Annotated in this window: 15 protein-coding genes; 4 read left to right on the top strand and 11 right to left on the bottom strand. The window is 52.7% G+C overall.

Going from position 1 to position 13,608, the window contains the following annotated elements:
- Positions 1-177 precede the first annotated feature (177 nt).
- The 5 genes from IT084_RS02185 to IT084_RS02205 form a co-directional block, all read right to left on the bottom strand.
- Positions 178-837: a spore coat protein gene (locus IT084_RS02185; protein WP_243276649.1), complete on the bottom strand. Its 660-nt coding sequence runs from the start codon at positions 835-837 to the stop codon at positions 178-180.
- A gap of 91 nt (positions 838-928) precedes the next feature.
- On the bottom strand, positions 929-1,267 hold the full coding sequence (locus IT084_RS02190) for a hypothetical protein (protein ID WP_195710661.1): 339 nt from the start codon (positions 1,265-1,267) through the stop codon (positions 929-931).
- A gap of 164 nt (positions 1,268-1,431) precedes the next feature.
- Positions 1,432-2,187: a fumarate reductase iron-sulfur subunit gene (locus IT084_RS02195; protein WP_195710663.1), complete on the bottom strand. Its 756-nt coding sequence runs from the start codon at positions 2,185-2,187 to the stop codon at positions 1,432-1,434.
- Positions 2,180-4,009 (bottom strand): fumarate reductase flavoprotein subunit, encoded by a 1,830-nt coding sequence (locus IT084_RS02200; protein ID WP_195710665.1) that lies wholly within the window; start codon positions 4,007-4,009, stop codon positions 2,180-2,182. The genes IT084_RS02195 and IT084_RS02200 overlap by 8 nt, the downstream gene beginning before the upstream one ends.
- The gene (locus IT084_RS02205; protein WP_195710666.1) at positions 4,006-4,641 is read right to left on the bottom strand and encodes a succinate dehydrogenase; all 636 of its coding nucleotides are present in this window, start codon (positions 4,639-4,641) and stop codon (positions 4,006-4,008) included. The genes IT084_RS02200 and IT084_RS02205 overlap by 4 nt, the downstream gene beginning before the upstream one ends.
- 455 nt (positions 4,642-5,096) lie before the next feature.
- Between IT084_RS02205 and spoVT the strand changes: the two genes are divergently transcribed.
- A complete protein-coding gene (gene spoVT / locus IT084_RS02210; RefSeq protein WP_195710667.1) occupies positions 5,097-5,630 on the top strand; it encodes a stage V sporulation protein T in 534 nt (177 codons plus the stop codon).
- Positions 5,631-6,052: 422 nt separating this feature from the next.
- On the opposite strand, the gene IT084_RS02215 is transcribed toward spoVT, so the two are convergent.
- On the bottom strand, positions 6,053-6,235 hold the full coding sequence (locus IT084_RS02215) for a hypothetical protein (protein ID WP_195710668.1): 183 nt from the start codon (positions 6,233-6,235) through the stop codon (positions 6,053-6,055).
- Between the two features lie 45 nt (positions 6,236-6,280).
- Complete coding sequence (locus IT084_RS02220) at positions 6,281-7,795, bottom strand: DHA2 family efflux MFS transporter permease subunit (RefSeq protein ID WP_243276651.1); 1,515 nt, start codon at positions 7,793-7,795, stop codon at positions 6,281-6,283.
- A gap of 235 nt (positions 7,796-8,030) precedes the next feature.
- On the opposite strand from IT084_RS02220, the gene IT084_RS02225 reads away from it, so the two are divergent.
- The gene (locus tag IT084_RS02225) at positions 8,031-8,612 is read left to right on the top strand and encodes a uracil-DNA glycosylase (RefSeq protein WP_195710669.1); all 582 of its coding nucleotides are present in this window, start codon (positions 8,031-8,033) and stop codon (positions 8,610-8,612) included.
- Here the strand turns inward: IT084_RS02225 and IT084_RS02230 are convergent.
- From IT084_RS02230 to IT084_RS02245, 4 genes are all read right to left on the bottom strand, one after another.
- Complete coding sequence (locus IT084_RS02230) at positions 8,606-9,367, bottom strand: acyl-CoA dehydratase activase (protein WP_195710670.1); 762 nt, start codon at positions 9,365-9,367, stop codon at positions 8,606-8,608. The two genes, IT084_RS02225 and IT084_RS02230, sit on opposite strands and share 7 nt — an antisense overlap.
- A gap of 7 nt (positions 9,368-9,374) precedes the next feature.
- Complete coding sequence (locus IT084_RS02235) at positions 9,375-10,646, bottom strand: double-cubane-cluster-containing anaerobic reductase (RefSeq protein WP_195710671.1); 1,272 nt, start codon at positions 10,644-10,646, stop codon at positions 9,375-9,377.
- Between the two features lie 268 nt (positions 10,647-10,914).
- Positions 10,915-11,181: an SHOCT domain-containing protein gene (locus IT084_RS02240; protein ID WP_243276712.1), complete on the bottom strand. Its 267-nt coding sequence runs from the start codon at positions 11,179-11,181 to the stop codon at positions 10,915-10,917.
- Positions 11,182-11,240: 59 nt separating this feature from the next.
- On the bottom strand, positions 11,241-11,651 hold the full coding sequence (locus IT084_RS02245) for a putative ABC transporter permease (RefSeq protein WP_195710673.1): 411 nt from the start codon (positions 11,649-11,651) through the stop codon (positions 11,241-11,243).
- A 195-nt stretch (positions 11,652-11,846) separates the two neighbouring features.
- On the opposite strand from IT084_RS02245, the gene IT084_RS02250 reads away from it, so the two are divergent.
- Both IT084_RS02250 and IT084_RS02255 read left to right on the top strand, forming a co-directional pair.
- Positions 11,847-13,079 carry an FAD-dependent oxidoreductase gene (locus IT084_RS02250; RefSeq protein WP_195710674.1) on the top strand — a complete coding sequence of 411 codons (1,233 nt, stop codon included), beginning with the start codon at positions 11,847-11,849 and terminating at the stop codon, positions 13,077-13,079.
- A 16-nt stretch (positions 13,080-13,095) separates the two neighbouring features.
- Positions 13,096-13,590, top strand: coding sequence for a 4Fe-4S dicluster domain-containing protein (locus IT084_RS02255; protein ID WP_195710676.1), 495 nt, complete (start codon positions 13,096-13,098; stop codon positions 13,588-13,590).
- The last annotated feature ends 18 nt before the right edge of the window (positions 13,591-13,608 follow it).

Here is a 13,608-nt window from a genome sequence, read left to right on the forward strand (position 1 = left end):
AATTTGTTATTCAGGATGAGGAAATTTTGAGGGTTTGGAAAAATGGTACTGAAAAGATCCGCGTTAACACCGCGGGTTTTATTGTGAATGTTATATTGGATAAAAAAGACCAGGCAACTGTAAACCTGTTTGTTTGTGGTTACAACTGCCTGGTTTTTTGAGGTTAATCTTCTGCTCTTATTGAGGGGGGTACTGTTGTTGCTTGGGTGAGTGGGAAATAAAGTGTTGCGGAGTGGCGGGCAACTGGTACCAGCCCCGCTGGGACATATAATTATAAAGTTCATAGGACATTTCAATGCAGTTCCGGGCCATGTTGGTCAGGGCGCTGCGGATATGTGGTTCCGAGCTTTCCAGCGCGGCCCTGGTGCTGGTATCGGCACTGCATTTGTGGAACAATAAAGCGCCCTCGGCAATAACCCTGTCGTTGATGGCGGTGGGCCGGGTGCTCTGCTGGTAAGCCATCTGGGTACCCGTTGCGGGTGGTCCCGCCGTATAAATGGCGCCGGCGCCGTACTGCGCGGTTCCGGCCGGGGCGGTGCCGTACTGTTGAGTCGTCATTTGGGTGCCGTACTGTACGGTCGAGGCGGCCTGGGGAGCACTTGCCGTCATCGTCATGGTGGACGGTAGCGGCATTCCGGTTGTATCTATCCCGTGGCTTTGCATCATTTGCATCAATCTTTGTACGCTGTCCAGGGTGTGCCTTTGCTGCCGGTCCAAAATTGAACGCAATTGCTGGTCCTGACAGTTGCCCAGGTAAAAATTGTAATGATCAATCATACAGGAGTTGCTCCGCAATACTTCGCTCAGTACCATTGCTTCACGAGTTCCCGTATTCATATTATTCCTCCCTTAGAAATTTTTAATGTTTCCTGTTTATTATTCGGTATATCCCGGAAATTATACGGCGCAAAAGTAATATTTTTAGTCTTTAGTCCTGGATGATCTCAACCGCGCCGGATTGTTCCATGATGGCCCTGACCCTGTCGGCTTCGTGTTTGGGTGTTTTTACCGCCACGATAATCCCCCGCTTGCCGGGCTCAAATCCTTTTATGCCGTCCGCAAAGGCGCCCGTTTCCCATAAGCCGTCGCGCTCCGTTTTGATAAAGGCCAGTTCACCGGCCACTTCCTCGGGGTCATCCCTGCGTTGCTCTTCCGCGTCCGCCAGGTCGGAAATAATCATATCCTTGCGGTCAAAACCGGCGTTGCGCAGGGAGTCGACCAGGAAACCAACCTGTTGTTGGTCCTGCATTCTGGCAATTAAACGCATAACCACACCTCCTGGATTAGTATGCGCAAAATTTTGCCCTGGTAACCGGCGCTGGCAAAAGCAAAAAGCACCCTCGATCAGGGGGCGCTTTAAAAGTAAAAACCCCCCTCAAATTGAGGGAGGGTGCTAACGACGGGCTAAGCATTCCGACTACCGACCACCAATCAAGCCAGCTTGATGCCTTTGCCGGGCTTGTAGCCGATGCCGATGGAGGCCATTTTGCGCCGGACGAAGGCCAGCTGCATCTGCAGGGGCAGCTCCATGGGGCAATTGTCGTCACAGGCCATCAGGCCCATGCAGCCGAAGGCGCCTTCCTCGGAACCCACCACTTCAAAATATTCCGCCGGGGTTCTTTCATCCCGGGGGTCGAGCATAAACCTGGCCACCCGGTTGATCCCCGCGGCGCCCAGGAATTCGTCCCGGATATTGGCGGTGGCGCAGCCCGCAATGCAACAACCGCACTCAATGCACCGTTCGGCTTCATAAATTTTTAACGCTGTCTCATTATCCATACGCTCTTCTTGTGCCTTGGGGTCGAATGTCTTGCTGGTGTGTACCCAGGCTTCGGTTTTCAAGGACATGTGTCTGAACCAGGTCCCGGTATCAACGGACAGGTCCCCGATCAGCTTGAACACCGGCAGCGGGAAAAGCTTGATCCTGGCCGGCAGTGTTTTAGTCAGCGTTTTGCAAGCGAGCCGGGGGCGCCCGTTGATGACCATGGCGCAGGAACCGCAAATGGCTGCCCGGCATACGAAGTCAAACATGAGGGACGGGTCCTGTTCCTCGCGAATCTGGTTCAGGGCGACGAAGATGGTCATGCCCGTGGTTTCCTTGAGTTTGTAGGTCTGCAGATAGGGTTTTACTTCGGGTTTTTGTGGGTTGTAACGAAATATTTCAAAGGTTAACTCGCGATCAGCCATTTTTGCCTCCTTGTGATTCAGCCGAGGATTCGCCGTAACCACGGTCCCCCGGCGGCAGTTCGGTGATCTTAACCGGTTCATATTTCAACTCGGGCAGGTCCGCGCCCTCCGGCCAGTAAGCTAGGGTGCGTTTGAGCCAGTTCGCGTCGTCCCGCTTGGGATAGTCCTCCCGGGCGTGGCTGCCGCGGCTTTCGGTGCGCATCAGGGCGCCGTAAGAGATGCACAGCGCGAGCTTGATCATGCCGGGCAGGCGCAGGGCCTGGGCCAGTTCGGGGTTGGCCCCTTCGCCATTGGAGCGCAGGCCGATTTTGAGCGAGCGGTGGTAAAGTTCCCGCAGGTTGTCAACGGCTTTTTGCAGGTCTTTCCCGTTGCGGAAAATGCCCACGTAGTCCATCAAGTTCTGCTCCATCAGCTTGCGCAGTTCGTAGACGTTTTCCTTGCCGTTCCATCCGTTGACCAGCGCCTTGATGCGGTTCTCCTGTTCTTTGACCGCTTTGTCCACCAGCTCATAATTATAGGACAAAGTGGCACCCAGCGTGTATTCAGCCACCTTTTTGCCGATGATCCGCCCGGCGGTGATTGTTTCAGCCAGGGAATTGCCCCCCAGGCGGTTGAAACCGTGCAAGTCCCAACAGGCTGCTTCACCGGCGGCAAACAGGCCCTTGAGCCCGTACGCAGCGCCGTCGATGTTGGTCCGTACCCCGCCCATGCTGTAGTGCTGGGTGGGACGGACGGGAATCAAATCCTTCACCGGGTCGATGCCGGCGAAGTTGCGAGCGATGTTGGCGATCTCCCTCAGGTTGGTATTGATGTGCTTGGCTCCCAGGTGCCGGATGTCCAGCCACAGGTGCGGGCCGTAGGGGCTGTCGACCCCGTAACCTTTGCGCATGTGCTGAATCATGCGGCGCGATACCACGTCCCGGGAGGCCAGTTCCTTTTTCTTGGGTTCATAATCCGGCATGAAGCGGTACAGGTTTTTATCCAGCAGGTAACCGCCGTCACCCCGGGCGCCCTCGGTGATCAGAATCCATACCGGCACCATGCCCGTGGGGTGGAATTGCACCGCTTCCATGTTACCCAGGGGAACTACGCCGGTATTCAGGGCGATAAACATACCGCTGCCTTCGTTGATAACCGCGTTGGTGGAAGCACTGTACAACCTGCCGTAACCGCCGGTGCAGATCACGGTGGATTTGGCGATGTAGACCCTGAGGTCCCCGGTGCGCAGGCAGCGGGCCACCACGCCGGTGCACTGCTCGCCGTCATGGATCAGGGAGATGGCTTCGGTGCGGTCATGCACCGTGATGCCCATTTTAATCACCATACTGTCCATGGTGTATTGCAGCGTGTGCCCGGTTCCGTCGGCGGTGTAGCAGGTGCGCCACTTGGCTGTGCCGCCGAAGTCACGGGCAGTAATCAACCCTTCCTTTTCCTTTTTCTCTTCGATTACCCTGCCGTCCGGCAAAGTCCGCTTGCCGGCCACCACGCGGTTCCAGGGTACGCCCCAGATCGCCATTTCCCTTACGGCAAGGGGGGCGGTTTCCACAAACAGCCTGGCCACGTCCTGGTCGCAGCCCCAGTCGGAGCCTTTGACGGTATCGGCAAAGTGAACGTCCGGGTTGTCCCCCTCGCCCATGGCACAGTTGCCCAGGCTGGCCTGCATGCCTCCCTGGGCCGCGGTGCTGTGGGAACGGCGGGGTGGGACCAGGCTTAAAATAATTACGTCCAGTCCATGGGAAGCTGCTTCGACGGCAACTCTTTCCCCGGCCAGGCCTGCGCCAACGACTAGAACATCGGTGATGAGGGTTTTATAAGTACTCATAGGGCACCTCCCAACTGGACAAAGACAAACATTGCCGCCAGTCCCAGAACTAGTATGATGGCGGTGATGACCTTGGTGATATAACCAATGGGTTTGCGGGGGAACCAGCCCCATTTGACGAACTGGCGATACAGTCCGAAGCCCGCATGGTATTCGCCGACGATCAGGAGGATCAGGTAAAACCACCAGAAGGACTCCATGCGCTGGGCGCTGGTAAAGTCACGGATGGGCCAGCCGGTAACGACCATCCACACGTGAATGCTGGCCAGCACCAAAATGGCCATGCCCGTGATGGCCTGGAACACCCAGGTCCAGGTGTCGGTATGGCGCAGCATCTTGGCGTGCCGCCAGACAATTCTCTGCTCCTGGATTCTGGTGGGAATGCGGCGTCCCGCTATAACGAAATGGAAGAGGGCTACGACGATGATAAAGGGAATGCCGATGTAAGATAAGTAATACTTGTCCAGGAATTCGGACAAGCCGTTGAACGTTTCCTGGGAGATAAGGATGGTGGCCACAAAGAGCATATGTGTCCATAAAAATCCCACCAGGAGAAGCCCGCTGGCCAGTTCCACCAGATCCAGGTACAGGTCGGTTTTGTTGCTTTTGCTCAATGTTCTTTGTAGCAACATTTCTTCTCCTTTCCTTTAGTTTGCTTTTGCCCTCAGGCGTAATTCTTCATGCTATTTTCCGCTAACGCCTCCCTTCGTTAAAAGCTTATTAAAAAAAATGACTATCTGACTATAAATAAAATTAAGAGAATAACTTTCTATGGAATTTTTTTAACGTCCTTAATCATGCCGTATGCAAATACCATGCCTTTTAATGAGCGGTATTTTCCTGGTATTTAATTAAAACAACAGTTATAATTTTTAATATTTAGAAATGGCTCGGGGACGATTGTTGCCGGCCCGAATTCAAAAAAAGACCTGGCAATATTGTTTTTTCTCTATTCTAATTATTATAAATCAAATGTTGGAGGCAATCTATAGGTAGTGTTGGTTTTTTTTGAAATGGTTTCCTGTAATGGTTTTATAAAAATCAGGATATTACTAAAACAAGATTTAGAAAGGAGGGTAAATTTAATATGAAAGCAACCGGGATCGTTAGAAGAATCGACGACTTGGGTCGGGTTGTGATACCCAAGGAAATAAGGCGCACTATGAGAATTCGCGAAGGTGAACCCCTGGAGATATATGTAGACCGCGAAGGGGAAGTAATTTTAAAGAAGTATTCCCCTATCAACGAGCTGGGTGAGTTTGCCAAGGAGTACGCCGATTCTCTGCACGAGGCCCTGGGGCACGTGGTTTGCATCGCCGACCGGGACGAGATCATTGCCGTTTCGGGTGGTCCCAAAAAGGATTTATTGAGGAAGCCTATCAGTACCATACTGGAAGAGATGATAAACAATCGCCAAACCAGGATTATCGAAGAAACGCACAGCATCATCTCGGACGACCGGGTTCAATTTAAGAACAGTGTTATTTCACCAATTGTCGCCAACGGGGATGCCATCGGCGCTGTAATCATCACTTCCAGCGAAGATGTCCGCATGGGTGACTTGGAAAAAAAACTGGCGGAAACAGCAGCCTCATTTCTGGCCAAACAAATGGAAGAATAAACGCCTCCGACGGGGCGTTTTTTTAAACATTTCCAGCTTTTTCGTAAATCAACCGGCCTGAATGCCCGGCTAATTATTTCCCATTACTTACCATTCATATCCGTGATTATTTGGGACACAATATAAACGCAAGGTTCGTAATGGCCGAGCCAAGGCTGTTACAGGGTCGTAAGGCTCTGTAACAGCCGGCCAAAGGTTAATACCGGGTCAAGGCGGCTCGGTATTGGCCGGCGGGCAGATCGGTAAATGTTCCGGCAGGCTATATTGCAGTCCGAACGATTGCAATATGGTCGCAAGGGATGTTTACCGGTCGAGCTAAGATTATTATGGGTGCCGACAAAAATTTTAACAATTGAACATGGTTCTATGTTTCTCTGTTGAAATTTGTTTGGGTCTGCAGCAGTCGAGAGATTGCTGCAGGCTCATAAGGTATCCATAATAGTCGAGCAAAGATCATTATGGGTGTCGTAATGGTTCATGGTGGCCGAAAGGTCATCGTGGGCTGCGCAGATACTCATAGTGGTTGTAGCGCAGGTCATTACGGGCTTGAAGGTGAAATCCCCTTCCTTTCTCTGGAAGGGGATTTCCATTTGAGCTTGGCTCACCCGGCGCTCCACTCCTTCAAGATGCCGGATCATCTTTAATGGAAATTATTCTTTGGCTGGTTTCGAGGGAACCGGCTTGCTGTCACCCAGGAACAGTACAAAGGGTATGGCCAGAAAAATAAACAAGCTGGATACCAGAAAAGTATCATTAATGGCCGAAACCAGCGCTTGCGATTGAACCAGGCCAAAAAGAACGGTCAGTTTCAACCCGCTTGATGATAATAAATTAAATAGATCGTGTGCCAATGTCAGGGCGGGGGAATATATAGTTAAATTTTCGGACAGGTGCGCACCGTGCAGGGCCTGGCGATTGACCATAATGGCGGTTAACAAGGCTATGCCCAGCGAGGCCGACACCTGGCGAAAAACATTGTTCAGTGATGAAGCCCGGGGTACCAGGTGCCGGGGTACCACGTTCATGCCGGCGGTTGTGATGGGCATCATGGCCAAACCCATGCCGATGGACCGTATTGTCATGAGCATGGTCAGGTAATGTGGCGAAGTTTGGGCGGTAATGTATTGTAATTTCCAGGTGAAAACCCCCGTGATGGTCAGACCGGCCAATCCCAGGGGCCTGGCGCCGATGCGGTCAAATAAGAACCCGCTTACAGGCTGCATGAGCGCCGAGACAATGGCGGCCGGCATCAATAATAGCCCTGTTTCGTAAGGGGTCATGTTCATGATGTTCTGGGTGAACAGGGGGACTAAAAACACTCCGCCGAACAACCCCATGGTGATGAGGGCGCCGGTAATAATGCTGATGGTAAAGGTTTTGTTTTTTAACAGCCGCAGGTCCAGCATTGGTTCCGGGATGGACAATTCCACGATGGCAAACAGAACCAGGCTGAACAGGGCGTAAATCAAAAGAGTAATGATAAAAAGTGAATCCCAGCCCTTTTTATGCCCTTCGCTAAGGGCCAGCAGCAGGGTGAAACAACCCGTGGTGCAAAGCAAAAAGCCCCAGCGGTCAAAGGACAGGCCGGTAATTTTTTTGCTTTCGGGAACCGTGACCGGGGTTAGCAATAAGCCGGTAAGACCAATGGGGATATTCAGAAGGAAAAGGAAGCGCCAGTTAAAATTATCAATAATGTAACCGCCCAGGGTGGGGCCGATGGCCGGGGCCGTGATCGCCGCCATGCCCCAAATGCCCAGTGCCAGCCCAATGGTTTCGCGCGGGACAATGCGATAAATTATCGCCATACTAATGGGCATCATCATGCCGCCGCCAATACCCTGAATGACCCGGAAGGCAATCATGGTGTTGATGTTCCACGCAATGCTGCACAGCAGCGAAGCGGTGGTAAATGCCGCCAGGGAAACTACAAATATGCGCCGGGTACCGAAACGATCCCCAAGAAAACCTGTTACCGGAATAATTACACCGGAGGAAAGCATGTACGCTGTAACCACCCATTGGATTTTATCCGCGTCGACTCCAAAAATGGTCATTAATTTGGGAACGGCGACATTAATGGAACTATTATTTAAAATAGCTGCAAATGCACCGGTAACTAGTACCATCAAGGGCAGCCAAAAAGATTGTTTTTCCTTGCCGGTCAAATTCCGATTCCTCCAATTAACTTAACGATGTAACAATATAATGATAAATATGTTAATTATTAGATTGCTAAACTAATTAAGAGTTTACCAGTTATATTAATAATTGTCCAGCTTTTCAATGACCCTTCATTTTAAATGATCGATCATTTATAATGGTTGCGTGGTTTAAAATTAATGGTGCCTGTCACCCGAGTATCAGGTATTGGGTGAAAAATTGTTTTGCAAGGGGGACAGCATGAAAGAAAAGGCTTTAGAGGATCTTTACCGGCGGGTTTACGGTTGCCGTTGCGATTGTCCCGGCGAAAGGGAAGGCGCCGGGCTGGTAAGGGATTGCGGTAACCCCGATGCGGGCATTATCTTTCTCGGGGAGGCGCCGGGCGGGGAGGAGATCAGGCGGGGAATGCCTTTTGTGGGGCAGGCCGGGCGTAAACTGGAAGAATATTTGAAGCTGGCGGGACTTGGCCGTCGTGACGTTTTCATTATCAATACGGTCAAATGCCGGCCCACCAGGAACAACGGCAGGGCCAACCGCAAACCCGGCATTTGTGAAATAAAATCCTGCGCCCGCTGGTTGCAAGAGGAACTGAAAATATTATCGCCCGGGGTTATCGTGACCCTGGGCGACGTGGCCCTGAAAAATTTCGGGGGCAATAAAATTCAAATTGGTAATTACCACGGGCAGCCGCTCGTGATGGGGCAATTCAAATTGTTTCCCCTTTATCACCCGGCGGCGGCCATCTACCGGCCGGCCCTGGAAGAGGTGATCCGGCAGGATTTCGTTAAGCTGGGACAGTGGCTGCGGGAGAACGCCTATTGAGCCGCGGCCGTGGTTGCCGCGGCGAGGGCCGCCCCCAGCGCCCCCACCAGTTGGGGTTGTGGGGGCACAATCACCTCCACGCCCAGTTTTTCGGCCAGCAGGGTCACAATACAGCGGTTATTGGCCACACCTCCCGTAAAAACCAGGGGGGTTTTGTAACCCACTCTTTGCAGCATGCCCGCCGTTCTTTCTACCACCGAGACATGCAGCGCCAGGGCGATATCTTCCCGGCCGGCGCCCCGGTGCAGCAGGGATACCGCTTCCGATTCGGCAAAAACGGTGCACATGTTGCTGATTTTGATGCCGCGTTTGCCTTTCAGCGCTTCCTCCCCGAATTCCCCAACGCCGGTGTAGCCCAGGGCGCCGGCCATCACCTCCAGAAACTTGCCCGTTCCCGCCGAGCACCGGTCGTTCATCTGGAAATCGGTCACCGAACCCCGGTCGTTCAACAGGATCACCTTGGTGTCCTGTCCTCCGATATCCAACACGGTGCGAACACCCGGGTAGAGATAAGCGGCGCCCAGCGCGTGGGCCTTGATTTCGGTAATCACATCATGGGCAAAGTCGGATTTGGCCGAGTGCCTGCCGTAACCCGTTGCGACCACCCGCGCGTATTTTTGGTTGAGTAGTTTTCTGGCCGTGTCCAGCGGTTCATGCCCGGTATCTTCCAGCGCCGTCAGTAGTACCCGGTCGCCTGCCAGCGCTACAAAGCCGATGGTTCTGGAACCGATGTCTATTCCGGCGTACAATGTCATTACTCCTTTATTTAAGCATTTCCACGAAAGCTTCGATTCTGGTTTTCAGTTGACCGGCATCTTCCTGGTCATAACCGGTTTCAATTTTTAATAACGGGATGCCTTCCTGCTTGAGCATTTTTTCCACCCGGTTGGCTTCCACGGCGTAAGGATCGCAGAAGGACAGGGTGCAATGGATGACCCCGCCGGCATTATATTCTTTTACCAGCTGGACCAGTTTTTCCAGGCGCCCGGGGTTGGGAGTGAACACGGCGCAGTTGATTCCCATGTACCGTGCGGCCACGTTTTCCAACATGTTATCAAGCCCGGTGGCGTCCTCGGCCACTTCATTCTCAAAATAGCGCAACCCGGTGCACAGTTCCTCCGCCACAATCACCGCGCCGCTGGTCTCGATGATGTGGGGCACTTTCCAGTTGGGGATGGCCATGGGCGTACCGGTAACGATCACTCTGGGTGTTTTAGCGGGGAAAACCCCCTCGCCGGCTTGAACCCTTTGTTCCAATTCGTCGCAAAGCTGGTTGACCCTGGCGGTAAATCTTTCCACATCGTCGTACATGGCAATTTGTTCGATGAGCAGGCTATCCTTGCCGCTGATGGGCGCGGGGTCGCATTTGCGCAGGTCGGCCAGGCGCCGCAGCGCCCGCCGTTTTCCATTCACTTCGTTGATGGACCTGGCCAGGGTGGCGGCGGAGATTTGGTTGCCCGTGGTTTCCTCGACGAGGCGTGCGAAATCCTTTACCTCTTCCAGCCAGAGGTCCCTGTCCCGCCCTTTCTTCATTTGCGGTGTTTCCATGACGTGCACCGGCACATAGTCGTTCAGGATTTCAAATGCCTTCTTTTTGCCATCGCAGGTTGTTTCGCCCACAACCAGATCGCAGGATTCAAAATAGGGGCAGATTTTGGCCAGTTTGAATCCCATGAACGATTTAATCAAGGGGCAAATGTTGCGCGGCAAAACTTGCTCGGCCTCGGCCGTACCTATGTCAATCCCGGAGCATAGGCCGATGCAAATGCCGCCGGCGGCGCGGACGATTTCCTCGGGTACAAAGACGCAGAAAGCGCCGATAACTTTTCCGCCCGCCTTTTTGTGTTCCTGCAGTTCCTGGATGCGCAAACCGTGTATTTCGTTGACCACGAAATCGAAATATTCCATGTTTTTGGGCCTGTTGGGCTGCGTGAGGTAGACATCGTGGTAGGTCGGAGGCAATACCTTTAACAATTGATCGTGGGCCTCCAGGTTAAGCCCCAGGGAACTCCACATTTCACTGTAATTGCTCATATTAACACCTTGCCTTTATCCAAGTTGATTTTTTTTCACTAAATAATTATATATAAAATAAATAAATTGGAACAATAAAATAAATTGATAAAGATTTCGGGTTTGATAAATTCTTTGGATTATTGAGGGCATTCCATGCTTCCCTTTGTTTAAGCGGTAAACGAAAAGAACCGCTACGCTTAACAAAAAACCCCGGGAAAGGGGAAGATGGTTGTAAATTGTTGCGACATGCATGGTTAAAACGGCAAGAGCCGAGCCCGGGATCACCTCAAAGATCGTTTTCCTGTTTCTCTTTATTTCCTTCCTTCAGCTCTTCCTTGATGGACAAAAACTGTTCCCTGGTAATCTCACCGGAGGCGTAACGCTTTTTCAGAATATCCATGGCGGATTCCGCACGGTAGTTTACCGGGCCGCCCGCCCCGCGCCTGACCAGCCAAAAAACGAAATAAATCAGCCCGCCCACAAAAAGCAGCCAGAACAGCATGGAAATGATCATGCCTCCCCACCCGAAATAGCCTCCCGGCCAGTAAAACATGTGCACGTGATTTCCCCCTTTTATTTCAACCGCATTTTTAAAAACTACGCTATTCGGCTTTAATTGTGGATCAATACAGTGATTCTTTTCAGCCTGTCGTGGATTTGTTCAAACAACAGCCCGGCGATAAACCACAGCGGCGCCATATCCAGGCGGATCAGCCCGGCTATCTGCCATCCCTCCCGGTAGATCCAGGGGCTGGTGCCCACCAGGAAGCGGATTAGGCCTCCCGTAACAAGTTCCACCGCCCAAATCACCAGCGCCCAGATCATGCCCCGCAGGTACCAGTGCAGCGGGCGAATGTAGTCGTGCAGTTGTTCCAGAAAAACCGCCAGCCCGTAAATGGGGAACATCCACAGGTAGGTATGGGCGGCCAGCCGGGGGTTGCCATTAAGCCCCGAAACCAGCCCGGTCCAGAATACCTCCATGTTCCAACCCAACAGGCCGTAGATGATGAACCTGGTGAGCATGGTTATATTTTGCTCGGAACAGTAATTTATTATAGCTAAACCGGACCCGAAATAATTTACAGGGGAGGAAATTAAACGGTTTTAGCGAAATATTTTCAAAACTTTTTATTGCGCGACTATAGGGTGTTCAGATTTTTAATAAACCCCGCTGCGTAATTGAAAAAACATTCTTAAATTTACGAAGGAGGTGTGAAGGTGCACATAGTTGTAATCGGCAACAGTGCGGCTGGATTGTCAGCTGCGCGCGTCGTGCGAAAGCTTGATGCAACGGCTCGCATTACAGTTATTTCCGATGAGCCCGGACCGGCTTACGCCCGCTGTCTGATACCTGAGGTTCTGGCCGGAGTTAAGGACGTTTCCGGTATTAATTACGCCCCGCAAAAATTCTATCAAGATTTTGAAATTGACCTTTGGTCGGGTCAAAAAGTAGTTTCCATAAACGCGGAACGCCGTATACTAAACCTGGCGGATGGACGGGTTATCGGCTATGACCGCCTGTTGGTGGCCACCGGCGCTTCCCCCGTACCGCCCGGGTGGCCGGGGGCGGATTTGCCGGGCGTATTTACGCTGCGCAGGGTGGACCAGGCAGTTGATTTAGGTAAACTGGCCCCGGGCTGTGCATCCGCCGTAGTGGTCGGCGGGGGGCTGGTCAGTCTTAAAGCGGCCTATGCCCTGAAAAAACGCGGTTTACATGACGTGACGGTGGTGATCAAAAGCCCGCATTTATTGATCAAGCAACTGGATCAAGACAGCGCTGGCCTTGTGGAAAAAGACTTTACCGGTGCGGGAATCAAATTTATCTATGGTATGGAACCGGTTGCCGTAACAGCAGGACATGAAGGTACTGTGCGGGCAGTTGAATTGGAAGACGGGCGTAAGCTGCACGCCGGCCTGGTGGTTGTCGGCAAGGGGGTGCGGCCCAACTCGGAATTGGTGCGGCAGGCCGGCGGCAGGGTGGATAAGGGTATAGTGGTGAATGATTACCTGGAAACCTCGCTGCCCGGGGTTTATGCCGCCGGGGATTGTATTGAAGTAACAGACCTGGTAACCGGCGCTAAAACAACTTCCGGCCTGTGGACGCTGGCCGTGGAACAGGGGCGCTACGCCGGCTGCAACCTGGCCGGGCAAACCAGAAAATACCCGCCGCCCCTGACCAGGCTTAACTCCGCCCAGTTCCGCTCGGTACCGTTTATTTCCGTGGGTGACGTGCGGGGAGGCGATGAACAGGTCGTATATAAAGACAATCGGGTTTACCGGAAACTTTGCTTTAAGGAAGGCCGCCTGGTGGGTTTCATCATGGTGGGCCGCGTGGACCGGGCCGGAGTATATACTGCTTTAATTAAACGGCAAAAGCAACTGCCGGGGCGGCTGAAGGACAGGCTGGTTGACGGAACCGTAACCGGTGCCGATATAGCGGGATTAAAGTAACGTAAGGAGGGATAAGGTGAAAGAGGTTTTAATCGACACGGAACGCTGTCTGGGCTGTCGCTCGTGTGAGCTGGCCTGCGCCGTGGCCCATTCGGAAAGCAAAAATTTATTCGGCGCGGCGGGTGAGAGCAAAAAACCTTTGAAGCGGATTTTTGTCCACCAGGCAGGGGGCAAAAAGATTCCGCTCAACTGCCGGCATTGCGAGGAGGCCCCCTGCATCGACGCCTGTATTGCCGGGGCCATGCACCGTACCGCCGGCGGCGTGGTGACCAACGTGGACGGGCCGGCGGAATGCACGGGCTGCTGGATGTGTGTCATGGTTTGCCCGTACGGGGTTATTCGCGGTGAAATCGACCGGCGATTGGCCTTGAAGTGCGACCGCAACTGTTTGGATGCCGGGGGCGAGCCGGCCTGTGTGCATGCCTGTCCCACCGGGGCGCTTAAATTTGTCGAAGTTGATGACTTTAGCCGGGGGAAAAGAGAACGTTTTTTAGAGTCGCTGGGCATTTAAATTTTTAAGGAGGGATGA

Origin of the sequence: Desulfallas sp. Bu1-1, assembly GCF_015594625.1 — a bacterium.
In the GTDB taxonomy this organism is placed as follows: domain Bacteria; phylum Bacillota; class Desulfotomaculia; order Desulfotomaculales; family Desulfallaceae; genus JADNRQ01.

Coding starts and splice junctions, on each gene's coding strand:
- IT084_RS02185 (WP_243276649.1), bottom strand. CDS start 837: ATGAATACGGGAACTCGTGAAGCAATGGTACTGAGCGAAGTATTGCGG.
- IT084_RS02190 (WP_195710661.1), bottom strand. CDS start 1,267: ATGCGTTTAATTGCCAGAATGCAGGACCAACAACAGGTTGGTTTCCTG.
- IT084_RS02195 (WP_195710663.1), bottom strand. CDS start 2,187: ATGGCTGATCGCGAGTTAACCTTTGAAATATTTCGTTACAACCCACAA.
- IT084_RS02200 (WP_195710665.1), bottom strand. CDS start 4,009: ATGAGTACTTATAAAACCCTCATCACCGATGTTCTAGTCGTTGGCGCA.
- IT084_RS02205 (WP_195710666.1), bottom strand. CDS start 4,641: ATGTTGCTACAAAGAACATTGAGCAAAAGCAACAAAACCGACCTGTAC.
- spoVT (WP_195710667.1), top strand. CDS start 5,097: ATGAAAGCAACCGGGATCGTTAGAAGAATCGACGACTTGGGTCGGGTT.
- IT084_RS02225 (WP_195710669.1), top strand. CDS start 8,031: ATGAAAGAAAAGGCTTTAGAGGATCTTTACCGGCGGGTTTACGGTTGC.
- IT084_RS02230 (WP_195710670.1), bottom strand. CDS start 9,367: ATGACATTGTACGCCGGAATAGACATCGGTTCCAGAACCATCGGCTTT.
- IT084_RS02235 (WP_195710671.1), bottom strand. CDS start 10,646: ATGAGCAATTACAGTGAAATGTGGAGTTCCCTGGGGCTTAACCTGGAG.
- IT084_RS02240 (WP_243276712.1), bottom strand. CDS start 11,181: ATGTTTTACTGGCCGGGAGGCTATTTCGGGTGGGGAGGCATGATCATT.
- IT084_RS02245 (WP_195710673.1), bottom strand. CDS start 11,651: ATGCTCACCAGGTTCATCATCTACGGCCTGTTGGGTTGGAACATGGAG.